We start from the raw sequence: 24,271 nt of genomic DNA, 5'->3' as shown, positions 1-24,271 counted from the left end.
GAGTCAGAGTAAGGAACCGCGAAGATATGGACAAAACAGCTGTCACCAGAGGTTTTGTGATCTTCCTTGGATATCGATGAAGCGTTGAAAGATATTGAGCTTGCTGGAAACGCTATTTACTGTACCGAATAAGGCTTTTTGGTAGACTTTAGCGAGTAATTAAAAGGGGATGATATGGCTTCACTTAAAGATGTTGCTCAATTAGCGGGCGTTTCGATGATGACGGTTTCAAGAGTTATCAATAATGCTCCACGTGTTACCGCGGCCACCCGTCAGCGAGTAGAGGAAGCCATTGAGCAACTTCATTATGTCCCCGATCTTTCAGCACAGAAAATTCGGGGGCAAGCCAACAAACCTAGAACGATTGCTGTCCTGGCAGAAGATACTGCCACCACGCCCTTCTCTGTCGACCTGTTATTAGCCATCGAGCAAACCGCACAACAGCTCGGCTGGAATAGCTTTATTGTTAATGTTGCATCAGTGGAAGATAGGGATCGCGCGGCCCGCGAAGTATTGGCGCATCGGCCTGACGGCGTTATTTACACGACGATGGGGCTACGAAACATAGCGCTGCCTGAAGCGTTAGGTGGGCTACCGGTAGTATTAGCCAATTGTGTATCTGACGACTCACATCTTGCCAGTTACATTCCTGATGATTACCACGCACAATATCTAGCGACCCAATATCTTCTCAAACGGGGTTATCAGCGCCCTCTCTGTTATTGGTTACCAGAACATGAGCTTGCTCCCACCGCCAGACGCCTAGGTTTCGAACAAGCCTGGTGTAACGCGGGTAAGGACCTCGATCAGGTGACCCAACTGCATATGGCTAAAGGAGAGATAGGCTATCTACAATTGGCGGAAGTTCTGGCGAGCTATATTACGCCTTCCTCTCCTGAATATGACGTACTGATCTGTGGTAATGACCGAGCCGCCTTTGTTGCCTACCAGCAACTGCTCACCATGGGGATACGTATTCCTCAAGATATCGCAGTCATTGGATTTGATAATTTGGTAGGGGTCGGTCATCTCTTTCTTCCCGGTCTCACCACCTTACAGTTGCCACACCAACAAATTGGCGAGCAAGCGGCTCGCCATCTGATTGAGCAGTGGAATAAACCTGGCGTTCATACGCTACCTTGCCCTTTGTTAGAGCGTCACTCTATCGCGGTGCGTAATGACCAATAGTGGAGGGTATTGATTACTACATCCCCTGTCTGACTGAACAGTTTGAGCCGACAGTCATTTTGTGCTGGATAAATACGGCTGCTCAATACGGCTTCACCATCATTGATAAATACTTCAATCGATGATCGGTCAATAAATATTTGCCATTGCATCGTGGTCGCGTCCCCTAGCTTAACGTGACGCGAGTCAGTGAGCTGCTCTGAAGGATAATCCCGTAAGAGTGATAACCGACGATCGGCAACCTGATAGCATAATGTCAGCCCGTTACCGATTTTTAAACCGAAAGACGTAGCACTCACTTGACTGAGATCCCAATCAATACTTAATTCAGCGGGCGCAGCAGTTTTTTGTAATAACCATTCTCCTGTAATGATCTGCGCTGACCACTCGCTGCCCTCACCACGTAGAGTCTGTAACTCTCGCACTGGACGCTGCCGCAATTGGCCCTCTTCCTCCGTTAACTCACGCGGGAGCGTAAAACAGCCGCACCATCCTTCCTGCTTACTTGGCATGGGTGACTCCCACATATCCATCCACGCTAACAGGATACGACGGCCATCTGCAGCAACAAAACTTTGCGGTGCATAAAAATCGTGGCCATAATCCAACTCGCTAAAGGCTTGCTGCTCGGTGAACGCCTCTCCCGCAGACCAATGACCCGCTATCACCCCACTTTGGAACAGATTCATAAACCTATCACCCTGTGCCGCAATTCCCTGCGGAGAACAGAGTAAATAATGGTGCTGACCTAATGCGAAGAAGTCTGGGCACTCCCACATATACCCTTCCCCTTGCTCTGCATGAGCTAACACACGCTCGAAGGTCCAGTCCGTTAACGATTCGCCTCGATAAAGTAATACTTGCCCGCGCTGCTGTGAGTCGCGAGCACCAATTACCATCCACCAGCTCCCTGCCTCAAACCACACCTTAGGATCGCGAAAATGCATGATTCCCTCAGGAGGCTGTAAAATGACGCCGTGTTTAGTGAAAGTTATCCCATCTTCACTGGTGGCTAAACATTGCACTTCGCAGATTTGGCTATCGTCGCCGACCTCAGCTAACCAACGATGCCCTGTATAAATCAACGCTAATTGTCCATTGTCGACCACCGCGCTGCCCGAGAAACAGCCGTCACGGTCTACTTCGCTATCCGGTGCCAAAGCGATAGGCTGATGACGCCAGTGCACCATATCATTACTGATTGCGTGGCCCCAGTGCATGGGTCCCCAGTCCGCACTGAAAGGGTGATGTTGATAAAATGCATGGTAGTGACCGTTGAAATAGACTAAACCATTTGGATCGTTCATCCATCCAGCACGGGGAGCGAGATGAAAATGCGGGTAATACACCGTACCGCGTTGGGGATATAGCGCATCTAACGCTTGCTGCCCCTTTTCTAAACTATTCATAGTTATCACTCCTTAACCAAATTGACGTTATTGTTAACGTTAACCATTGCCTTTGCAAAGAGACTATCATTCTTATATGTGCGATAAGTCACAAATGTTAACGTTAACTCTGGTTAAATGTGACGCAGATTACGAATTGACAGTTGGCTGATTCTCAAAAAAATAAATCAGCGTATCACTATCCCTAATCAACGCATTCGGGAGACGATGATGGCGTTTTCAATCCCTTTTAAAAATCCTAATTATCGCATTGCCTCGGGCTATTCAGCTCTCTTCTTTATCTGTTGGTCCCTATGGTGGTCGTTATATGCCATTTGGCTCAAGCAACAGATTGGCTTGACTGGCGCCGAGTTAGGGATGCTGTATGCATTGAACCAAACCACGAGTATCATCTTCATGCTCGGCTACGGCATTATTCAAGATAAGCTAGGATTACAAAAAACCTTGATGTGGATAATTAGCGCAGGGTTAGTACTGACTGGCCCATTTATGACTTTCATTTACCAGCCGCTATTGCTCAATTCATTCTACATTGGCGCGATTATTGGAGCCCTTTTTCTGGGTATTGGTTACCTGGCGGGCTTTGGCTTAGTCGAAGCGTTTTCTGAAAAGATTAGCCGTCACTTCCATTTCGAATATGGACTCGCAAGGTCTTGGGGATCACTGGGGTATGCGTTAGGTGCCTTTGCTGCGGGGATTCTGTTTAGCATTGACCCTAACCTTAACTTCTGGTTAGTCTCGCTTTTCGGGTTAGGTTTCGCTTATCTGAATCATCGTTTTACCCCTCCGAAACAAGTGTTCCAACAACAAAAGACCATCACCCGTCAGGATTTTACTGACGTGTTTAGCGATAAACATTTTTGGTTATTTGTTATTTTCGTCATTGGTACTTGGTCTTTTTACAATATTTTCGATCAGCAGCTCTTTCCTATTTTTTACACCCAACTCTTTAGCTCGCCGACCTTGGGTGCGAAGGTTTACAGTTATTTGAATGGATCCCAAGTCATTCTCGAAGCGCTCTTTATGGCATTGACTCCACTGATCGTCAATCGTATTGGCGCCAAAAACGCGTTATTGTTGGGGGTGATGATTATGGCGATAAGGATTTTCTCTTGTGCTATTAGTATCAATCCGTACCTAATTTCGGCAGTAAAGTTACTGCATGCGCTGGAAGTTCCACTATGTGTGATTGCAGTGTTTAAATACAGTACGATCTATTTTGATAAACGCCTCTCCTCGACGATTTTTCTCATCGGCTTTCAAGTGGCCAGTTCGATTGGCGTGGTGATCATCTCTTTCCCTCTTGGCGCTTTACAAGACCATTATGGGTTCCAACACCTCTTTTGGATCATCTCAGCGATAGTCAGCGGCATGCTGTTATTTGGCGGGATAGTACTGGGTCGGCGAAAATTACACCCCCTAGTGGATGATAAAGTGACGTTGTAACTTTTGATTCCCCTCGCCATCATAGGATGCGGGGGGAAATCCCATTAACTATTTTTTTTCACAAATTCAGATTTCAACTTCATCGGTCCGAAGCCATCAATTTTACAATCGATATTGTGGTCACCTTCAACCAATCGGATACTTTTCACTTTGGTCCCGATCTTAAGCGGTGTTGAACTGCCTTTCACTTTCAAATCTTTGATCACAGTGACTGCATCGCCATCGCTCAGTAAGTTACCGTTAGCATCCCGAACAATCAGTGCCTCATCTTCACCAGGCGTGGCAGTCGTAGACCATTCATGGCCGCATTCAGGACAGTTCAAGATACCGTCGTTTTCCCAGGTAAACGTCGAATGGCATTGGGGGCAAGGAGGAAGTGCTTGCATGAAAAACCTCATTCTGAAAAATAAAAACCCTATACTTTGTGGGTATAGGGTAACTGTTTTTCATCACAAACTCATTATAATTAACGACGGGTCGTCGCTTAAAATTGTTTAGTGATTTCAGAATAATAAGGTAGTGCAGTCATCGCGCCTTTGGCGGTGGTCGCTAACGCTCCACAAACTTGGGCCAGAGCCAATACACTTTCAAGTTGCGAGGTCGATTGTGGGAAACCTCGTGTTGAGAGTCCGTATAGCAGCCCGGCAACAAAAGCATCTCCCGCTCCAGTGGTATCGACACTTACCACTGGTTTAGCTTCATGGTAGCTCAGATTCCCTTGATAAAAAGCACTCACACCCTCTTTACCTCGAGTAATGACCAACAATTCTGGATCATATTCCTCAACGATCCGCGCAATGCCCTGCTCAAGTTGATGGCTACCACTAATAAACTGTAATTCATCTTCGGAAAGCTTGATAACATCCGCTAAGGTAAGCGCTTGCGCTAGGGTATCACGCAGAACTTGCTCGTTTGGCCAAAAATCTTCTCGGATATTTGGGTCAAAACAGACTTTCCCGCCTGCACGACGGATCCGCGCCATCGCTTCGAGGGTTGTTGAACGACTTGGCTCACGACTTAAGGCTATGGAACAGCAATGTAACCATTCCTCTGACTGGAAACCCGGTAAATCTTGATTGACCAGAAATAGGTCGGCACTTGGCTTCACCATAAAAGTAAACGAACGCTCGCCATCTTCATCCAGCCCGACAACGACGGTGGACGTGCGTTGTTCAGCGTCGAAATGCATATAGTCGGTAGAGACTTGCTCTTTTTTCAGTGTTTTTTGTAAAAATTTACCAAAAGGATCCTCTCCCACGCGTCCGATAAAGGCACTATTCCCCCCTAAACGTGCGATACCTACCGCAACGTTGGCAGGCGCGCCACCGGGGCATTGTAATAAACGACCTTCACTTTCTGGCAGTAGATCGATGACCGCATCGCCTAGTACCCATACTTTCTTACTCATAGTGACTCCATCAATCGTTCTAACAGTAATCAAATTAATGTGATAGATTAGCCGCCTTTTTCAATTTAACCAGGATAATCAATTCATCGATGGCAAGATTTTGGTCAAAAGAAGCTACTCTATGGGGTTTTGCCCTTTACGGTACAGCGGTAGGTGCAGGCACACTCTTTCTTCCTATCCAACTCGGTTCCGCTGGGACGCTGGTCCTCTTCCTCACAGCCCTTATTGCGTGGCCACTGACTTATTGGCCGCATAAAGCCTTAAGTCAGTTTATCCTCGCGGCGCCTGCGCGTGAACCCGGTGATGGTATCACTAATGCAGTAAAATATTACTATGGAAAGCGTGTGGGTAATCTTATTACCTTCCTCTATTTTATCGCTTTCTTTGTAATTATCTTGATTTACGCAGTGGCCATTACCAATTCACTGATAGAACAGATTTCAGCCCATTACCCCTTGTCACATCTTGCCAGAGTAGGCTTGAGTCTCTTAGTGGTAGTGCTGTTGAATTTGATCTTCTTGATGGGACGGCAAGCTACCATACGCGTAATGGGCTTTTTAGTTTTTCCAATACTGGCCTACTTCTTCTTTTTGTCATGCTATATGGTCAAAGATTGGCACCCAGAATTACTGTCACTACAAGGTCAATTCTCCACTGCCAGCTTACATCAAATATGGTTGTCTCTACCGGTAATGGTCTTTGCTTTTAGTCATACACCGATTATTTCAACCTTTTCGGTCGCACAACGTGAAGCCCATGGTGACGAGGCGATCTCTAGCTGCAAACGTATCATGCGATGGGCTTATTTGGTCATCAGCCTGAGCGTTTTATTTTTTGTTTTCAGCTGCTATCTCTCCATCCCTAATGCCTATATTCATGAAGCGAAGGACAAGGGCTTAACGATTTTATCTGCGCTATCGATGAAGCCAGATTCACCCGCCTGGTTAGCCCTATCAGGGATTGTCGTGGCTATCGTGGCGATGTCTAAATCGTTTCTAGGGACTTACTTCGGAGTCATTGAAGGAGCAACTGAGCTAACACGTACCACGCTTAAACAAGTTGGTATCACTCGCAGTCATCGCTTTAATCGTGCAGTTTCAGTGTTGATTGTCTCGTTGATCACCTTTGGGGTGTGTAGCGTAAATCCTAACGCATTGTCGATGATTTATGCGATCAGTGGACCATTGATTGCAATGATTCTATTCATCATGCCTACGCTTTCAACTTGGTTAATTAAAGAACTGAAGCCGTATCGCAGTGTAGGGAATTTTATTACGCTGATTGTCGGGATTCTTTGCGTATCGGTCATGTTTATTCATTAATCGATAAGGGCGGCTAATGGCCGCCCTATTATATTAAAATAGCCCTAAAGGTTTGACGCCATAGCTAACGAGTAAATTTTTAGTCTGCTGGTAATGATCTAGCATCATTTTATGTGTTTCACGGCCTATGCCTGACTGCTTATAACCGCCGAATGCTGCATGTGCCGGATAAAGGTGATAACAGTTCGTCCAAACGCGACCCGCTTGTACCGCGCGTCCTACGCGATAAGCCCGGTTAGTGTCACGCGTCCACACTCCAGCCCCTAGGCCATAGATAGTATCGTTCGCGATAGCAATAGCTTCTTCTTCATCCTTAAATGTGGTAATACCAATCACCGGCCCAAAAATTTCTTCCTGGAATACCTGCATGCTGTTATCCCCCTTCAGTAACGTCGGCTGGATATAAAATCCTGATCCTAACTCTCCGGATAAAGATTCTGCATGTCCACCCGTTAGCACTTCAGCCCCCTCTTGCTTTGCGATGTCTAACCAGGAGAGAATTTTATCGAATTGTTGTTGGGACGCTTGGGCACCCACCATCGTCTCAGTATCAAGGGGATGGCCACGTTTAATCGTTTTCATGCGCTTCATCACTACCGCCATAAACCGGTCAAAAATAGAGGCTTGAACGAGTGCACGTGAAGGACAGGTACAAATTTCACCTTGATTTAAGAAGCCCAGTACTAAGCCCTCTGCGGCTTTTTCGATAAAGCTTTCCTCTGCATCCATAATATCCTCAAAGAAGATATTCGGTGATTTACCGCCAAGTTCAACGGTCGAAGGGATAATATTTTTAGCTGCGAGCTCTAATATATGCCGGCCAGTGGCGGTCGAACCAGTAAAGGCGATTTTCGCAATACCTTTATGGCTGGCGAGCGCCTCACCGGCTTCGCGGCCAAACCCATGCACGATATTTAATACCCCTTGAGGCAGCAGGTCGGCGACTAATTCCGCAAATAGGGTAATGGATAAAGGTGTTTGTTCTGCGGGTTTGAGCACTACACAATTACCCGCAGCCAGCGCAGGCGCTAACTTCCAGGCTGCCATCAGTAATGGAAAGTTCCAAGGAATAATTTGGCCAACGACACCTAATGGCTCGTGGAAGTGATAACTCACGGTGGTTTCATCAATCTCTGCACAGCTTCCCTCTTGAGCTCTTAAACAGCCGGCGAAGTAGCGAAAGTGGTCAACGGCGAGAGGGATGTCCGCGGCCAAGGTTTCACGTACGGGTTTACCGTTATCCCATGTCTCATTGACAGCAAAACGTTCACTAGCCTGATCTAGCCTATCCGCTATTTTTAATAAAATCTCAGCACGTTGCTGAACTGAGACTTTACTCCACCGACTAAATGCTTTAGTGGCCGCTGCCACCGCTAAATCAATGTCCTCTCTTTGAGAACGAGGGAATTCACCAATCACTGACCCATCGATAGGCGAAGTATTGGTAAAATAATCTCCTGATTTGGGTGGGATGAATTGGCCATCGATAAAGTTCGAGTAACGCTCATTTAACTCAATTAAGGATGCCTTCTCATTCGGTGTTGCGTAGCGCATATAACCCCCATACACATGTTAATTTAGTGTTAAATTAGCCAGTGTGATGAGTTTTGTCACAACCTAATGCGTTTATTTGTGAGTTTGATAAGAAATTTTTAACTAATTTGCTTACAGACTAATCTTATAAAGTATAAAAAAAGAGTTCTATTCTGGCACTTTCCCTCTACACTGAAGACTAAGTAGTTCATTCAGTACTAACAGGAGGTTGATATGCTGGCTTCAGCAATAAATATGTTCCGTTCAAAGGCAGGATTTGTTCAGCAATTTATTCGAAATCCTCGCGCAATTGGCAGCATAACCCCCTCATCTCTTATACTTTGCGAAACAATGGCACAATGCGCTGATTGGCAGAAAGTCACTCGCGCAGCAGAATTAGGCGCAGGCGACGGCGTTTTAACGCGCGTTTTGCTGCAACATTTGGCACCTCATGCCTCACTGGATGTGTTTGAAATTAGCCCAACTCTTGTTAAGAAATTACGCCAGATTCAAGATGATCGCATGGCTATTCATTCTCATTCGGCTGAACATCTAACCGGTGGTTACGATGTCATTTTCTCAGGGCTTCCGCTCTTATCCTTACCGGCGAAAACCCGTCATACTATCTTAGAAAAAGTACACGAAACCCTTGCACCAGGCGGTATATTTGTTCAATTTCAATATACCTCCCTGACGCAACCAGAGCTCTCGCGTTATTTTATTTGGGAAAGACAACGTGTTTTGAAGAATGTCCCGCCCGCATGGGTGTACCGGTGCCAACACAATTGGTCGGATAAACCCTAGTTAATTGAAACTAGCACCCGCGACGATACTCTGCCCTTGCATAGGCTACATTGAGCCACCAATCGATCCCCTGACCAATGACTCCATCATCAAAATCATATTCAGGGTGATGGCACATTGGTTTATCACCTATTCCCAAGAAGCCATACACACCCGGCGCGTAATCGAGATAAAAGGCGAAATCTTCAGAAGGGCCTACTGGACTGTTCGCAAGGTAGCAGGACTCGGTACCACGCCATGACTGCAACGCAGAAACTAATTTATCTGCTAATTCTGCATCGTTTATGACTGCAGGACAGCCTGCAAGATAAGTAATATCGCCTTTACCACCGAATCCCTGTGTAACGCTATCCAGTATCTGCTGCATACGCTGTTTTACTTCAATTCGGACTTGTGGATCATAAGTCCTAACCGTCCCCGTTAAGGTAACCTGGTCAGGGATGATGTTATGTGAACTACCGCCTTGAATGGAACCGAAACTGATGGTTGCAGTCTGTAGGGGGCTAATAGATCGGCTAACGATCGTTTGATAATCCGCCACTAACCGAGCTGACATCACTATAGGATCAATACAACGTTCGGGCACTGCCCCGTGTCCGCCTTTCCCCTGAAGCGTCAAACTAAAAATATCGCTGGCGGTAAGCGTTGCCGCTTGATTCACTTCGATAACGCCTCGGGGACGGCCAGGCATATTGTGGAGGCCATAGATTTCTTCAAAAGGAAAACGTTCGTGAAGCCCGTCTGCGAGCATAGCCGGTGCGCCCAATAAATTTTCTTCGGCACACTGAAAGATGAAAACTAGCGTTCCTGCGAAATCACGGTGTTGTCCAAGTATTTTCGCTGCGCCAAGCAACATTACGGTGTGGCCATCATGACCACAGCCATGAAAACGGCCCGCGATTGTAGAACAGTGAGCAATCTGAGTCGCATCATGTCCTTCTTGCATCGGTAACGCATCCATGTCCGCACGGAGTGCAATCATTTTGCCCGGACGGTTACCTTTAATCAGGGCAACGATACCCGTTTTACCAATACTCGTATGGATCTCATCCATATTGCACTGTTTTAAGTAGGCTTCGACTGCCGCCGCCGTCGCCACTTCTTCGAATGCTGCTTCAGGATGCTGATGTAAAGCGCGGCGTAAAGCCACTAATTCATCGATAAATCCGGCTTCATACTGCATCTTACTCCTCCTCTTCCGCATCATTCTCATCGACTTCAAGCAACTCTTCCGCCATCGCTTGTACCGCCCCACGGGTCGTCATAGCCAGTGCACGGTAAAATCCGGTTTCTGCGTACGCTTCCACTTTTCCTAAGAAAGCCCCACACCAAGGGAGAAGCATGGTTTCGAATAAAATTATAATCGCTTGATTTTCGTCGTCGGCAGCGTGGTCTTCTAACCAAGATGCGGCCAGTAAAAGCAATCCAAAATGGTCAGCTGGAGTATCGGCAAGGGGCATACCGCGCGTGGTTAAAAAATTTTTAACCTCAGCTTCAGCCGGGCCTTGTGGCCAAAGATGACCAAAGGGGGTGACTGCTGCAGATTCGCCACTGAATAATGCTTCGTAATCGGCACCTAAGCTATCGCGATCGTAGGAACGTTGTAATTGAGTCAAGAGTTCATCTTGTTCAAGCGGCCAGTGTTGATTGAGTTTACCTTGTGCCAAGAGGTCCCACAGCGGCTGTAGCGCGGGGTCATTGGGATGACGATAAAAAAGTGATCCTAGAATGCGACAAAGTAGGGAAAATTCATTCATAATGATTAGCCTTAGATTAGCAATTGCGTTGAACAATTGTAACATGATGCTAGTCACCTGCAGTGATTCATCCTCACTTACCAAAAAAAAAGGCCATCCGAAGATGACCTTTTTAATTCGTCAGAATTTAGCTTCTGATTTTGCGGTAAATCCACAGTACGACGATTGCACCAATCACTGCGACCACAAAGCTTCCGAAGTTGAAGCCATCAACGCGACCATGACCGAAGAACGTACTGATCCAGCCACCTACGACCGCACCCACAATTCCCAGAATAACGGTTACAATAAAACCACCGCCATCTTTACCTGGCATAATCCATTTCGCAAGGATCCCTGCGATCAGACCAAAGATAATCCACGAAAGAATACCCATTTACTGCTCCTTATCTGACAAACATCAATTTAGTTATTCACAAAGTGATTAGTGAATAGGTTTAAACACTGTCAAAATTATTATAGGCAAGAATTTTGACAGTGGCGAATAAAAGTTAATAAAAACTTTATTATTTATGATGTTAACTGTCTTGATAGGCCTCAGTAACTTTGCGCAGATAGCGTGGTGCTTGGGCTGCAGGATGTTCTCGTTGAACATAACTAATGAATTGTTCAGGCGTCATACGGTTGATTTTGGCAATCGCCCGCTCACGGCTAGAAGAAAAAATGCGCATTAATGCGCCAGCACCGTTTGCATAGGAAACAATAGTGGCATAACGCAATGTTACTGGGTTTTTAATCCCTGATAACTCGTTTTCCTGCAATAACTTCAAATAGGCTGTACCGATTTGAATATTTTTTGCGGGGTCTTTTAATTCGTGGCCACTCGGTTGTCCACGACGTCCTGTCGCTTGATAAACCGCGCGACCCGCGGTTGAGGCTTTAATCTGCATCAAACCAATCGCATTTGAGTGACTTACCACTTTCGGGTTTCCACCGGATTCGACACTAATAATGGCGCTGACAAGTTTAGGGTCAACGCCATAATGACTGGCGGCATCTTGGGTATAATGGGACCAATGATCGTCGGTGATCACTTTACCCGGCTTGGCGATCGTTTGCGGATCGAGTAAGAATTTCGAGTTTTGTACAGAAGGTGTTTCAGTGGTCTGTGTTGGATGCTGTGAACAGGCTGACAGCACTAGGACCGTCAACAGCAAAATTTTGCTTTTCACGTCATGGAGTTCCTACGTATTGAATTGCGAGCAATGTTACTCAGCAGAAAAAATAATAAAATGGCTTATTGTCTTAAAAAAAGTGACAGCCATCGCCCCGTTAATCAGAGTTTTTCATGATTTTAGAGGTTTTTAGCATAAAAAGCGGAAAGATCCTAATTATGATTCCCCTTCATCAAATATTTAACGAGAAATCTTGCCTTCGCAGCGTGGCTCACTCATCATGAATATTTAGCCAACGTTGAGTCCCATTATGTCGATCTCTCGCACTATACGATTAATAGCGCCTTCCGGATATTGTCAGAATCAACCTGCTGCTGAGCGAGCTTTAGAACGGTTAACTCACGCTCATCGCGTAGAAAATACTGACCTGCTCCAGCGTAGATCTCAACGCTTTGCTGGGGATGATGCACAACGACTTAATGATATCAATGAACTTGCTACCTTAACTGAGTTACCCGATATCGTCTTAGCGGTACGCGGCGGCTATGGTATGAGTCGTTTATTGCCAGATGTCGATTATACCGGACTCCATGCGCGATTAAGCCATCAACCCCCTGTTATTTGTGGCCACAGTGATTTCACCGCCCTGCAGCTTGCGCTTCTTGCCAAAGCTGGCTTAGTCACTTTTAGCGGACCGATGTTAGCCGGTAATTTTGGCGCCGAGACACTCTCATCCTTTACCTCGACCCACTTTTGGTCACTCATTTCTCAGCCAGAGTACAGCCTAAGTTGGGAAGATGATCATGATCTCTCTGGCCATTGGCAAGGGCAGCTCTGGGGAGGAAATCTCGCTATGATCTGTTCTCTAATCGGTACGCCGTGGTTACCAAAAATTACTCAAGGAATTCTCGTCATTGAAGACATTAATGAGAGTCCTTTTCGCATCGAACGGATGTTACTGCAATTACATTACGCCGGAATTCTCTCTCAGCAAAAAGCAGTTATCACTGGCAGCTTTACTCATGGAGAACCCACAGCTTACGATGCCGGTTACCAATTAAGTACAGTCTGGGAATATCTTCAACAGCAAACGGGTGTACCTTTTATCAACCAGTTGGCTTTTGGCCATGATGCCGATACCGTCACCTTACCCATCGGTGCGCAAGCCACCTTAATAGCGCAACAAAAGCAACGACAATTACAGCTGACCGACTATCCTTATTTACAACCTTGATTGATTGTCATCACCGCAACGCTATTCAGGGAGTTAAAATGCGAAGAATATTTTATCTAGGGCCTTTGATCGTTTTACTGTCTGCCTGTAGCCACAAACCTTACGGCAGACTTTGTTCTGGTGAGGTATCGACCTTAAGCGGGGAAGTGACTGGACAATCTCAAGCCTGGGTATTTGACGAAATTCAGCGTTTTACCGTTACCGATAAGGGAGCAACGGTGCAAAGCGGTTATCTGCATAGTACTAATCGTTCTCTCTATATTCCAAGTGCAACGACGGCTCAAGGATTTATGGCGCAGCGGCTTTCAACTGACCGTTTTCGAATTATCGACCCAGCACGGGATGCAATGGTGACTTGGACTTGCCCAGTATCGGCCACAACGCTTTAAGATGCTATTTACTTAGGAAAACTCTTGAAGGGTCACATCTTTTTTTTTCTTTGCTATAGTTAAGTTATAAACATCTCATCAGTCTACCAAGGAGCATTTCAATGGTTAGTAAAATTCAAGATAAAGTTGAAGAGTATGCAGGTGCAGCGGAAGAAGCTTATGGCGATGTCACCGATCAAGGTGATCATTCAGCTCGTGGTGCAGCCCGCAAATATGCTTCGCAAGCTAGCTACGCAGTGAAAGATGCGGCTGATACTATCAAGCAGCAAGTTTCTGACAAACCTTACGCAGGTTTAGCGGTGGCAGCGGCTATCGGCGTCGCATTCGGTTATTTGCTAGGAAGAAAATAATCGTAGAGAATATAAAAAAAAGCACCTTCGGGTGCTTTTTTTATGTTTATGGCCTGAAATAATGTTGCAAAACGTGCGATATAAAGCTAATTTTAGGTGATCTAATACTTGAGTAAATCAATCAAGTACTCAGCTAAGTTATTCACATTGCTCTAGTTATCTTGCCCGCCATCTGCGGGCTTTTTTTTATCAGGCAATAATGCTTTACTCTAAGCCAACCACCTCTAAATTCTATGATATAGTCCGCGCCCATTTATTATTTCGACACTGAACAGGAGCACTATGGAAGTCAGAAAACAACTTGATGGTACTGCGGTTATCGCAATGCTGTTGATTTGTCTTGTTTGGAGTTCACAACAAGTCATCTTGAAAGAAATCGCCGGTAATTTTTCCCCATTACTGCTTTTGGCCTTTCGTTCGGGTATTGCCGCATTAATGCTAGGGGTGTTAATGATGGTTCAGCGCCAACGTTTTCCTATGGCTAATGGTATGTGGCTGATGGGCGGGTTAGTGGGTCTTCTCTTCTCGTTAGAGTATTTCTTTGTTTCGCAAGCCGTCAAGTATACCACTGCCGGTCACGTTGTCGTCTTTCTCTACACTTCGCCAATATTTGCTGCGGTAGGCTTGAATTTTGCTATCAAAGACGAAAGGTTATCCGGATTACAATGGGTAGGGATCGTGTTCTCTTTTATCGGGATTTGCGTCGCCTTCTCCGGTGGGTTTGGTGATAGCACCATGTTGAAAGGCGATTTCTATGCCTTGTTATCTGGATTAATGTGGGGCGCTACCACTGTCGTGATTCGTAGTACACGTGTGAATCAGATGGGTTCTCGTCCTATCTTACTTTACCAACTGATGGTCTCGTTCCTTATTCTGTTACTTGCGAGCTGGTTAAGCGGCAATATGCTTTTTGAACCGACCTTTAAAAATATTATTGCCTTAACCTTTCAATCAGTCGTGATTTGCTTTATTAGCTTTTTGGCTTGGTTCGCATTACTTAAAAAGTATGTTGCCTCACAATTAGGGGTGCTCACCTTTATGACGCCATTATTTGGCGTGATGCTAGGCGCGCTAGCTTTACATGAAACGATTCAAAATACCTTTGTATGGGGCGCTAACTTAGTCGTTATTGGTATAATTTTAGTGACCGTAAAAAGCGGCGGTATTAGAATTTTTAGACGTCGTCGCCCACTGTAATGCTTAACCTTACCGCTTAACGCCACGAGTAGACCACTTAGGTCTGCTCGATTTCCCTGCCAACTCCTTGCGCACTTTCAGTTAAGAAAAAGAAATTTCAATTTTTGTAAAAAACGCAGCCGTCATCTGAATGTCACACTATAGTTGTTATATGGAACTAGGAATTAGCAAAGATGCAGATTCAAAATCCTAATTCCTACTCCCTATGGGGATCATTAAGTCTGGTGTAGAACAATCCGAGGAGAAGGCGAATGTTTACTTTAACACGAAACGAATTTGAATCGATTAATCCCGACTACCGTGGTGTTTGGCAAAAAGAATGTACAGAACTCCCTAAATGGCCGCAAATCCGTGAGCAATATGTGGGTAAACGCACCATATTGCGTCAAGGTGCATTGCTTATCGAAGATATGCACTTTTCGATCATGACTTGAGCCACCCCCCATTGATAAAGGTAAAGTGCATCAACTTTACCTTTTTATTCATCCAAAGGAATTATCTCAACACCACTGAATAGTGCTCGGCAAAGTATTCGGTAACTGTCCGCATCAAAGCTATTCCCTGGTTCCGCATTGGGTAAAGTCCCTAACGAATCGACCGTATTCAGATAGCGCCAATGATCAATAATATGGTAATCGTTAAATCCTTCACGTTGCTCGTGTATAGCCACTCTCCCTTTGTAAGGCCACATTTTGATCTGCCAAGCAGACAACGCTTGGATGACTCGTTCACTATGCTGCTCGAGAGACTCCTTACCTTGGCATACCCCTCGGCATTTACCTAACATTGAACGGAAACATCCCCTCCCCCGTTGCCCAGACTCGATACCTAAGGTGGTTAGACAAAGCTGATGCTCATCGGCTAGATTCCTAATAAACTCCATCGCTGAGCGTTTATTACGAAATAGACCATAAAGGTTTGGGGTACGAGCAAAATTATGTTCAGCCGAACTCACAAAAGCAACGCGAGGTTCGAGCCATTGTAAGGTGAAAAGGGAACGCTGTTTTCTCAACTGTTTATTGTGCAACGGGATAAGTTGCTTGATCAGTGTGGCTTCGAGGAGTTGCGCTCCAATGTCTCCAGCGGTTTCAGTATAAGTGATTCTATCTGTTTGCCGGAGAAGTTTTGCCTCTCTTACTGTCCGTAAGTGTGACAGCACGCGTGAGCGAATATTGACGCTTTTACCAATATAAAGCGGCACGTGGCTATTTGGTGCCCAGAAAAAATAGACACCAGGCGTAGCAGGAAGATGCGCTAACGTATCGCGAAGTTGTTGAGGATAAGTGTAAAGTTCAGTGTCTTGTTCACGGGCCATAAAAGGTCTCGTCAGCATGCTATTCAGTAAGTGTAGCAAATTGATAAACCCTGAGCACTGCTATCAGAAAATTCTCTCCTATAAAGGCATCTGTATGATGTGTAGGGCTTTTACAAAGCTAGGCCAGCTTTTTCACTTCAACTACGATATAATACCCAGCATATTGTTAAAATTTATTTAGATGATTAGGGTTTATAATGACCATTTTGCCTAAGTTTACTCGTCAATTACTTCATCCACGCTATTTTCTTTTATGGTGTGGCATTGGCGCGCTTTATTTAGTCGTGCAGTTACCCTATACATTTTTGAACACGCTAGGCCCGTTAATTGGGCGATTAGCAATGAAAGTGATGACCGATCGCGTCTATGTTGCTGCACGAAACTTACACCTCTGTTTTCCCGAGAAATCGGAGCAAGAGAGAGAGCAATTGCTTAAAGAAAATTTTGAATCCGTCGGCATGGCACTATTTGAAACCGGCATGGCGTGGTTTTGGTCAGATGCTCGAATAAAAAAACATTTTTCTGTTTCAGGCCTTGAGCATATTTCTAAGGCTCAGCAAGAGGGTAAAGGCGTATTATTATTGGGCGTCCACTTTCTAACTTTAGAACTCGGCGCGCGAATTTTTGGAATCTATAACCCAGGGATTGGCGTCTATCGACCCAATAATAATCCTGTGATTGATTGGCTTCAGACCTACGGTCGTATGCGTTCGAACAAAGACATGATTAACCGTCGTGATGTGAAGGGTATGCTAAGGGCCCTGAAAAAAGGTGATATCCTATGGTACGCCCCAGACCATGATTACGGCCCTAAAAGTAGCGTGTTCGCGCCGTTTTTTGCAGTGGAACACGCTGCTTCAACTAAGGGGAGCTACATGTTGATCCGCATGGGGCAACCGGCAATTATTCCCTTCTTAGCACGTCGTTTACCTGGCAATAAAGGTTACGAGATGGTGATCCTTCCTGCCGCGGAAGATATTCCCATTGACTCTGATGTCAACACGGCTATCGCGCTCAATAAATTAGTCGAACGATGCGTGATGATGGCTCCAGAACAGTACATGTGGCTACATCGCCGCTTTAAAACGCGCCCACCTGGCGAACCTTCCCTGTATTAACTTTGACGCCCGCCTAATTTTGGCGGGCTAAATTTGCGCCTTGCGAGAACGATAGCAACACCATAAAGGGAAAGGTAGACTGGTCAATAGCAAAATCCATAATAAGGTATAGACCGCATCCACTCCGCCATTTTGCAAATCGACATAAAGTTTGACAGGCATCCCCTGCGGGAAATAGCAGAAGATCATCACAATCCCAAATTCACCTAGCGCCCTCGCCCAGGCTAGAGAGAGGCTATTCAATAAGCCACGCTTAGCCAAAGGGAAGGTTAACCGCCAGAAAATCTGCCAACGGTTTGCACCGAGAGTTTCCGCCACCTCGTTTACGGCCGGTGGTACCGCCTCGAAAGCATTACGCGCCATCAGTACGTAAAAAGGTAACGCCGCATAGAGCTGGGCGAGGATGAAAGCCGCTGGCGTATTCGTTAAATCAACGCCTAGCCGAGCTATCATTTCCCCTATCGTGCCATAAGGACCATAGGCGGCCATCAGTAAAATCCCCATCGCTAAAGGCGGGGTTAATAAGGGAATCAGTAGCCCTATTTCGATAGTCAAGCGCCACGATGCTTGCGTATTCGCTAACCATAGCGCTACGGGGGTACCGAGCACTATGATAAGTGGGAGACTAACTACACTCAGACTCAATGATGTCCATACGGCCCGTACATCGCCATAGGCTAATATAAAATGCTGCCATGGCGTGACCACCAATAATGTCACAAATGGCACGGCCAGCAGACACAGTGCTGGAAACAGTAAACTACGCAGTAACATTAGCACTAACCTAGAAATTATTGCCCGTAAAGTGATTTCCCTTTCGGCTGGTCATAGCCATTATCTTTGAAGATTTGCTGCGCGGCAGCGCTGGTTAAATAGCGGACGAACTGCTGGGCGAGTTCAGGATGCGGTGCATTCTTTAGGACCGCGGCATAGAAAACAAGGGGCTGAGGACGATAGGTTTTGGGCTGACCAGTGTGATCGGCCAAAGTAAAATTCACTTTGTCATACCATTGTTTACTGTAATCCGGGTTGCTTAAGTTGATTTGATCGGGGAGCACCACATAGGGGAGTTTTGCTGAACGAGTTGCACTTTCATAGCCTGAAGCTGCATCAACTTGCCCTGCCTCTAACCGCGCTAAAAGTCCCCCTTCTGCCGCAATCTGCCGAGGGTTTATTAACTCACCCATTATGGTGTTCGCTAAACCTGGCTGCTGATAATAACGCTCTGCCAGTTTAAGCGTGAAGATAATGTTTTGGCCTTGTGGATCGCTGGTCGGATCCGTACGGCCAAATCGCAAGCCCGGTTCTGACAAGATTTTCCACCAAGGCGCCTTCTTATCATCGCCAGCTTGAGCAAACTGTTGTGCATAGCGGCTATGTGGATTGTAAGCGATCACCATGCGAGTACTGGCGACAGGCTGGGCCTGATCGACGAGCCCAGCTTGCTTCAATACATCAATAGGTCCAGGCGTGATGGAAACAAACACGTCAGCCACGACTTTTTTTGCTGCTAACAAACGAGCCATCCCATAAGCCCCTTGCCCTTGCCCTTGATAATCGACATGATTTTTCTTGGCAAAGTCCGGCCCTAATCCGTTATCCATCACCACACCCATCGAGCCGGCATAGGTAACGGTTAAGGTCTGCGCAAACAACGATTGGCTGGAACAGTAAAAACTAAGGAAAAGTAGAGGCGCTAAATAACGCTTTTTTAGGGTATTACGGGATGGGGTCTGCACAGAAGGCACCCTTTTTGAAAGATAAGATTTTCACACAATAATCAGCTTAAAAAACGAAAGCAAGTCGCCTATTAAGGTTATTTTCAACGCAAAGATATTCTAAGTTAATAGTTTAGCTATAATATACTAACATTTATTCTACATAAGGACGGCACATGAGTCAGGTTAGTCAACAAACCACTTCTCGAATAAGGGTCGCTCTCATTGGTTATGGTTTCGTGGGTAAAACGTTTCATGCCCCCCTGATTAGCGCAACTGAGGATCTAGAGTTAGCCATTGTCGCGTCGAGCGATAGCGAAAAAGTGTACAAAGACTACCCGACTGTTGAAGTCATCGCTGATATAACGACTGCTATCACTCACCCAGATATTGATCTAGTCGTCATCGCCAGTCCCAATACCACTCATGCTCCCCTTGCCAAACAGGCGCTACTGGCCAATAAACATGTTGTTGTCGATAAGCCCTTCACGCTCGACTTGGCTGAAGCCCGGGAATTAATCGACATTGCTAACCAACAACAACGTTTACTCTCCGTATTCCATAATCGGCGTTGGGACAGTGACTTCTTAGCCATTAAGACCTATTTACAAGCAGGTACAATTGGTGCCGTCGCGCATTTTGAATCTCATATGGACCGTTTTCGCCCACAAGTTCGCGACCGCTGGCGCGAGCAAGCACAACCTGGAAGCGGCTTATGGTTTGATATCGGCCCCCATCTGATCGATCAGTCTCTCCAGCTCTTTGGCTTACCTGACTCTGTCGAAGGTAATATCTGCTCATTGCGTGAAGGCGCACAGATTGATGACTGGGCCCATGTAATATTAAATTATCCAACACATAGAGTGATCCTGCATTGTTCAATGCTTGCCGCCGGCGGCAGTTCACGATTTATCGTCCATGGGACAGAAGGCAGCTTAGTCAAAGCAGGTATTGATCAACAAGAAGCTCAATTAGCGTCGGGCGTCCTACCAGGTAGTTGCAATTGGGGGAGAGACGACGATGAAGTGAGCTATTACTGCCCTGAAGGCAAGAAACAGAAATTAGCCACCCCAGCTGGAGATCAAAGTCTTTATTATCAAGGCATAGCACAGGCATTGCTCCAGGCCAAAGATAATCCGGTTTCCGGTGTAGAGGCTCTCGCAGTCATGGCCGTGCTTGAAGCGGCGATGACCGCCTCGCAAAGCGGTCAACGTCAAAAGTTAGCGCTCACCGAACAGGAGTTCGCTCAACTGCGCTAGCCTACTCGTTATCGAAGGGAGCCTATATCTCCCTTCTTTTTATGTTAAAACCCCTCTAAGACGATTTTTCCTCTCGCCTTGTGGCTTTCCAACATCGCATGAGCTTTACGCAGGTTCTCCGCATTGATTGAACCGTAATGTTCTGAAAGCGTCGTTTTGATTATCCCTTGGTCTACAAGACTCGCAACTTGGGTTAAGATCTCATGCTGACGGATCATGTCATCCGTTTCGAACAATGAACGGGTAAACATCAGTTCCCAATGGAGAGAAATCGCTTTACGCTTTAACGGCAGTGCATCTAAAGTTTTGGGATCATCGATTAACCCCAGTTTCCCCTGTGGAGCCAGGAGTTCGATAATGTCTTCATAGTGACTATCAGTGTGGGTCAGGCTCGCCACATAGTCGACCTGTTCAATTCCCACTTTGCGACACTCGTCAACGAGAGAGTTTGAGTGATCAATCACCTCATCTGCGCCTAAAGACTTGACCCACTGCACAGTCTCCGGGCGCGAGGCTGTCGCGATCACGCGCAGCTTGGTCAGTTTACTAGCAAGCTGGGTTAAGAGAGAACCCACTCCCCCCGCTGCACCAATAATCAATAGGGTTTTCGGTTTCTCAGTTTCAACCGCTAAACGGTCAAACAAAAGTTCCCATGCGGTCAAGGCTGTCAAAGGCAAGGCTGCCGCTTGCGCATCACTGCACGTTGTGGGCATTTTAGCGACAATACGTTCGTCTACAGTATGGAATTCAGCGTTAGTCCCCGGACGGACCAAGGAGCCAGCGTAGTAAACTTTGTCGCCGGGCACGAATAAACTCACCTTTTCGCCTATCGCAACCACTTCACCCACTGCATCCCAACCAAGAATACGAGGTTTTTCTGGGCGACTAGAACGTCGTATTTTGGTATCAATAGGATTAACCGAAATAGCCTTAATCCGCACCAATATGTCGCGCGCCCCTGGCGTCGGTTTTTCTGTGTCAATGTCATACAGCGCTTTAGGGTCAGTAATAGGTAATTGGTGGTCTTGATAGACAATCGCTTTCATTACACTCTCCACAATAGTGATCTCATTTATCCTCTACAAGCATAGCGGATTATCCTGACATGCAGGATTAAGCCTGTCGAGACTCTTGCCTAAATGACATAAAATCCCCCCTTGACAATAACTTAAGGCCTAGGCAATATACTGTTTATCTATACAGTTAATGGGTGAGCTATGTACGTAGAGTTAGTGTATGACAAAAGAAATGTTGCAGGGCTCGATAACGCTGTAGACATTATTCTGCAAGAGTTAACCCAGCGAGTAAGACGTCTCTTTCCGGATGCGGAAGTTCGCGTTAAACCGATGCAGATGAATAGCTTAAATAGTGATGCCAGTAAAAGTGATCGAGAAAAACTAAACCGTATGCTTGAAGAGATGTTTGAAGAAGCTGATATGTGGTTAGTTGCGGAGTAATGCGATGCTGAGGGCGCTTTTAATCGCCCTCTTAGTTTGATTATTTACCAATATCACGCAAGGCTTTACCCTGCATCAAGTTACGTTCGATATGTTCTAACGAAACATTTTTGGTTTCCGGTACTAGCCATAATGTAATCAAAATAAATAACAGATTTAATCCGCCGTACAGCCAAAAAGTATTGGCATTACCGAAGCTCTCTAATAATGTCAGGAAGGTTGCACCGACAATCATATTCGCTACCCAGTTGGTGGTAGTCGATAAAGTGATACCAAAATCACGGCCTTTCAGCGGCTGAACTTCTGAACACAGTAACCAGATAACTGGGCCTGCCGCCATAGCGAATCCAACAATGAAAAGCAGTAGCATAACGATGGCTGTATATTGCACAGCAACCGAATGAATACCGTTATGGATAAATAGACCCAATACGCCCATTCCTACCGCCATGACCAGAAAACTGGTCAATAGCATCGGTTTTCGTCCCCAGCGATCCACTAATCCGACCGCGATCAAGGTGGCCAACATATTCGTTAACCCAACAATAACTGTTCCCCACATTTGTTGGGAAGTACTGGCAAATCCAGCAATTGCAAAGATCTTAGGCGCGTAATACATCACCACGTTCATCCCAGTAAATTGCTGCATGACTTGTAGTAACACCCCTAAGCCTACAGAGCGACGAAAATTAGCATTAGTACGGAATAGTGACCAGCCACTTTGCTTAATGGTTAAGCTTTCACGTATCTCATCTAATTCTTTCTTCGCTTGTGCATCCGTACTACGCAAACGTTCTAACACTTGCTGTGCATCATGATAGCGTCCGGTCGCCGCCAACCAGCGTGGGCTATTTGGCAGAAAAATAACGCCGATAAATAATACCAATGCAGGTAGAGCAATCACTCCAAGCATTAAGCGCCAATTGCCGCTATAGCTAAGCGCGGCATCGGAGAGAAAGGCCACCACAATACCGGTCGTTAACATCATCTGATACATAGAAATCATTGAGCCACGATAACGTTCAGGGGCAATCTCTGCGATATAGAGTGGCGCGGTGTAAGAGGCAAAACCTACCGCTAGACCAAGTAGCACGCGAGCACATACCAGACTAGTGACATCGGGCGATAACGCCGACCATAACGATCCAATAATAAATAAAATAGCCCCTGCCAGAATACTTTTTTTACGGCCAAGGCGATAAGACATCCACCCCGCGGTTAGCGCTCCAATCGCCGCACCAAACATCATGGCACTCACCACCCACTCTTGTTGATGGCTCGTGATTGACAGATCCTTAGCTAAAAAGGGTAACGCACCTGCAATCACCCCAATGTCTAACCCAAATAACAATCCAGATAACGCGGCAATACCCCCGACAAACCAGGTAAAATGTTTCGCTTTGCGTTGTCGACGCGTAGATTCGATCATAATAACACCCCAAAAAGTTATAGTTATGTAAATTGATGGTAATGTTATGTTATGTCTCTTGATGTGTTACCGGTCACAGAATGTTGCTAAGATGTTTAAAACATTTGAAAGGGAATATGAATGACGCGGCATTATACTTATCTTTTACTTAGTACATTATTAAGTGGCTGTTCGTCTCCCTCTCCTACACCACAAGGTTTAACTCCGGCTTGTGTCGCTTACCAGCACATGATGACAGCCCCGCTCCCCCCTTACCAGCATCATCAGCTACAGGCGCAGTGTGAGCGGTCGCGAGCTCTTACAGCGGTCGAGTAGGAAGTTGACTGATCTGTTTGAGTTTCTTCAGTACCACGAATGATTTTACATGGCTGATGACTTCACTGGCTAATAAGGTATTAGAGATAAAATCGGCTAATTGCTCTAACGTCGTCGCGACAATTTTCAATAAATAGTCCGCTTCACCGCTAACCATATGAACTTCTTGAATCGCTGCCTCTTTATCAATGATCTGTTGAAAATGGAGCATTGAGTTAGGGTCATGGCTATGCAAGTTAATATGAACATAAGCCAATACTTGTAAGCCGATGGCTTGGCCATTTACCCGAGCAGAGTAGCCTAGAATAATCCCTGCTTCTTCTAACGCGGTTCGGCGGCGCGAACACTGTGAAGCGGATAATCCCACTTTTTGACCCACCTCTTGATTAGTAAGACGTCCATCTAGTTGCAACGCTGAAATAATTTTCCAATCAAAGTTATCCATTCGTTTCTCGCACAATTCATGTAGCATAAGCCATATAGAGACAAAAGATGCACACCTCTTGCA

General features: G+C 45.9%; 26 protein-coding genes. 12 read left to right on the top strand and 14 right to left on the bottom strand.

The features are described 5' to 3' along the window. The first annotated feature begins 174 nt into the window (after positions 1–174). A complete protein-coding gene (locus tag QJR74_RS06630; protein WP_304373760.1) occupies positions 175–1,188 on the top strand; it encodes a LacI family DNA-binding transcriptional regulator in 1,014 nt (337 codons plus the stop codon). Here QJR74_RS06630 and QJR74_RS06625 read toward each other — a convergent pair. Beyond that, a complete protein-coding gene (locus QJR74_RS06625) occupies positions 1,158–2,603 on the bottom strand; it encodes a glycoside hydrolase family 32 protein (RefSeq protein WP_441007652.1) in 1,446 nt (481 codons plus the stop codon). The genes QJR74_RS06630 and QJR74_RS06625 overlap by 31 nt on opposite strands. Before the next feature lie 204 nt (positions 2,604–2,807). On the opposite strand from QJR74_RS06625, the gene QJR74_RS06620 reads away from it, so the two are divergent. Continuing rightward, positions 2,808–4,043 carry an oligosaccharide MFS transporter gene (locus QJR74_RS06620; RefSeq protein WP_441007651.1) on the top strand — a complete coding sequence of 412 codons (1,236 nt, stop codon included), beginning with the start codon at positions 2,808–2,810 and terminating at the stop codon, positions 4,041–4,043. Positions 4,044–4,087: 44 nt separating this feature from the next. Here QJR74_RS06620 and QJR74_RS06615 read toward each other — a convergent pair whose 3' ends face one another. Further along, complete coding sequence (locus QJR74_RS06615) at positions 4,088–4,429, bottom strand: zinc ribbon domain-containing protein YjdM (RefSeq protein ID WP_304373756.1); 342 nt, start codon at positions 4,427–4,429, stop codon at positions 4,088–4,090. Between the two features lie 98 nt (positions 4,430–4,527). Beyond that, the gene (locus tag QJR74_RS06610; protein ID WP_304373755.1) at positions 4,528–5,451 is read right to left on the bottom strand and encodes an aminoimidazole riboside kinase; all 924 of its coding nucleotides are present in this window, start codon (positions 5,449–5,451) and stop codon (positions 4,528–4,530) included. Between the two features lie 89 nt (positions 5,452–5,540). Between QJR74_RS06610 and QJR74_RS06605 the strand changes: the two genes are divergently transcribed. Next, on the top strand, positions 5,541–6,773 hold the full coding sequence (locus tag QJR74_RS06605) for an amino acid permease (RefSeq protein WP_304373754.1): 1,233 nt from the start codon (positions 5,541–5,543) through the stop codon (positions 6,771–6,773). Between the two features lie 33 nt (positions 6,774–6,806). On the opposite strand, the gene exaC is transcribed toward QJR74_RS06605, so the two are convergent. Then, the gene (gene exaC / locus QJR74_RS06600; protein ID WP_304373753.1) at positions 6,807–8,327 is read right to left on the bottom strand and encodes an acetaldehyde dehydrogenase ExaC; all 1,521 of its coding nucleotides are present in this window, start codon (positions 8,325–8,327) and stop codon (positions 6,807–6,809) included. Between the two features lie 213 nt (positions 8,328–8,540). On the opposite strand from exaC, the gene QJR74_RS06595 reads away from it, so the two are divergent. Further along, entirely contained in the window at positions 8,541–9,110 is a 570-nt protein-coding gene (locus QJR74_RS06595) for a class I SAM-dependent methyltransferase (protein ID WP_304373752.1), read from the top strand. A gap of 10 nt (positions 9,111–9,120) precedes the next feature. Here QJR74_RS06595 and QJR74_RS06590 read toward each other — a convergent pair whose 3' ends face one another. From QJR74_RS06590 to QJR74_RS06575, 4 genes are all read right to left on the bottom strand, one after another. Continuing rightward, positions 9,121–10,293 carry an amidohydrolase gene (locus QJR74_RS06590; RefSeq protein ID WP_304373751.1) on the bottom strand — a complete coding sequence of 391 codons (1,173 nt, stop codon included), beginning with the start codon at positions 10,291–10,293 and terminating at the stop codon, positions 9,121–9,123. A 1-nt stretch (position 10,294) separates the two neighbouring features. After that, the gene (locus tag QJR74_RS06585) at positions 10,295–10,867 is read right to left on the bottom strand and encodes a TorD/DmsD family molecular chaperone (RefSeq protein WP_304373750.1); all 573 of its coding nucleotides are present in this window, start codon (positions 10,865–10,867) and stop codon (positions 10,295–10,297) included. Positions 10,868–10,994: 127 nt separating this feature from the next. Beyond that, positions 10,995–11,243: a GlsB/YeaQ/YmgE family stress response membrane protein gene (locus QJR74_RS06580; protein ID WP_099825181.1), complete on the bottom strand. Its 249-nt coding sequence runs from the start codon at positions 11,241–11,243 to the stop codon at positions 10,995–10,997. Positions 11,244–11,385: 142 nt separating this feature from the next. Then, complete coding sequence (locus QJR74_RS06575; RefSeq protein ID WP_304373749.1) at positions 11,386–12,039, bottom strand: transglycosylase SLT domain-containing protein; 654 nt, start codon at positions 12,037–12,039, stop codon at positions 11,386–11,388. Positions 12,040–12,292: 253 nt separating this feature from the next. On the opposite strand from QJR74_RS06575, the gene ldcA reads away from it, so the two are divergent. The 5 genes from ldcA to QJR74_RS06550 all read left to right on the top strand — a co-directional run bounded on the left by ldcA (position 12,293) and on the right by QJR74_RS06550 (position 15,586). Further along, positions 12,293–13,216, top strand: a complete 924-nt coding sequence (gene ldcA, locus QJR74_RS06570; RefSeq protein ID WP_304373748.1) for a muramoyltetrapeptide carboxypeptidase — start codon at positions 12,293–12,295, stop codon at positions 13,214–13,216. Between the two features lie 38 nt (positions 13,217–13,254). After that, on the top strand, positions 13,255–13,605 hold the full coding sequence (locus tag QJR74_RS06565; RefSeq protein WP_304373747.1) for a hypothetical protein: 351 nt from the start codon (positions 13,255–13,257) through the stop codon (positions 13,603–13,605). Positions 13,606–13,706: 101 nt separating this feature from the next. Then, on the top strand, positions 13,707–13,955 hold the full coding sequence (locus tag QJR74_RS06560; protein WP_304373746.1) for a CsbD family protein: 249 nt from the start codon (positions 13,707–13,709) through the stop codon (positions 13,953–13,955). A 282-nt stretch (positions 13,956–14,237) separates the two neighbouring features. Further along, on the top strand, positions 14,238–15,152 hold the full coding sequence (locus tag QJR74_RS06555) for a DMT family transporter (protein ID WP_304373745.1): 915 nt from the start codon (positions 14,238–14,240) through the stop codon (positions 15,150–15,152). 251 nt (positions 15,153–15,403) lie between these two features. After that, positions 15,404–15,586: a hypothetical protein gene (locus QJR74_RS06550; RefSeq protein ID WP_092674111.1), complete on the top strand. Its 183-nt coding sequence runs from the start codon at positions 15,404–15,406 to the stop codon at positions 15,584–15,586. Positions 15,587–15,630: 44 nt separating this feature from the next. Here the strand turns inward: QJR74_RS06550 and QJR74_RS06545 are convergent, their stop codons facing one another. Then, positions 15,631–16,467: an endonuclease gene (locus QJR74_RS06545; protein ID WP_304373744.1), complete on the bottom strand. Its 837-nt coding sequence runs from the start codon at positions 16,465–16,467 to the stop codon at positions 15,631–15,633. 197 nt (positions 16,468–16,664) lie between these two features. On the opposite strand from QJR74_RS06545, the gene QJR74_RS06540 reads away from it, so the two are divergent. Continuing rightward, positions 16,665–17,585, top strand: coding sequence for a Kdo(2)-lipid IV(A) acyltransferase (locus QJR74_RS06540; protein WP_304373743.1), 921 nt, complete (start codon positions 16,665–16,667; stop codon positions 17,583–17,585). A gap of 27 nt (positions 17,586–17,612) precedes the next feature. Here the strand turns inward: QJR74_RS06540 and QJR74_RS06535 are convergent, their stop codons facing one another. Both QJR74_RS06535 and QJR74_RS06530 read right to left on the bottom strand, forming a co-directional pair. Then, positions 17,613–18,359, bottom strand: a complete 747-nt coding sequence (locus tag QJR74_RS06535) for a molybdate ABC transporter permease subunit (protein WP_304373742.1) — start codon at positions 18,357–18,359, stop codon at positions 17,613–17,615. Between the two features lie 17 nt (positions 18,360–18,376). After that, positions 18,377–19,324, bottom strand: a complete 948-nt coding sequence (locus QJR74_RS06530; protein ID WP_441007636.1) for an extracellular solute-binding protein — start codon at positions 19,322–19,324, stop codon at positions 18,377–18,379. A 155-nt stretch (positions 19,325–19,479) separates the two neighbouring features. On the opposite strand from QJR74_RS06530, the gene QJR74_RS06525 reads away from it, so the two are divergent. Continuing rightward, on the top strand, positions 19,480–20,562 hold the full coding sequence (locus QJR74_RS06525) for an oxidoreductase (protein ID WP_304373741.1): 1,083 nt from the start codon (positions 19,480–19,482) through the stop codon (positions 20,560–20,562). Between the two features lie 44 nt (positions 20,563–20,606). Here the strand turns inward: QJR74_RS06525 and QJR74_RS06520 are convergent, their stop codons facing one another. Continuing rightward, on the bottom strand, positions 20,607–21,608 hold the full coding sequence (locus tag QJR74_RS06520) for a zinc-binding alcohol dehydrogenase family protein (protein WP_304373740.1): 1,002 nt from the start codon (positions 21,606–21,608) through the stop codon (positions 20,607–20,609). A 171-nt stretch (positions 21,609–21,779) separates the two neighbouring features. Between QJR74_RS06520 and QJR74_RS06515 the strand changes: the two genes are divergently transcribed. Further along, positions 21,780–22,019, top strand: coding sequence for a DinI family protein (locus QJR74_RS06515; protein WP_304373739.1), 240 nt, complete (start codon positions 21,780–21,782; stop codon positions 22,017–22,019). Positions 22,020–22,059: 40 nt separating this feature from the next. On the opposite strand, the gene QJR74_RS06510 is transcribed toward QJR74_RS06515, so the two are convergent. Together QJR74_RS06510 and QJR74_RS06505 are read right to left on the bottom strand one after the other, a co-directional pair. Further along, positions 22,060–23,448, bottom strand: coding sequence for a sugar porter family MFS transporter (locus tag QJR74_RS06510; protein ID WP_304373737.1), 1,389 nt, complete (start codon positions 23,446–23,448; stop codon positions 22,060–22,062). A 298-nt stretch (positions 23,449–23,746) separates the two neighbouring features. Beyond that, positions 23,747–24,208, bottom strand: coding sequence for an Lrp/AsnC family transcriptional regulator (locus QJR74_RS06505; RefSeq protein WP_304373735.1), 462 nt, complete (start codon positions 24,206–24,208; stop codon positions 23,747–23,749). Positions 24,209–24,271 lie beyond the last annotated feature (63 nt).

It is taken from the genome of Tatumella ptyseos, from assembly GCF_030552895.1.
In the GTDB taxonomy this organism is placed as follows: Bacteria; Pseudomonadota; Gammaproteobacteria; order Enterobacterales; family Enterobacteriaceae; genus Rosenbergiella; species Rosenbergiella ptyseos_A.
The sequence above is the reverse complement of the archived record's forward strand: the minus strand, read 5'-3'. Positions and strand labels throughout refer to the sequence as shown.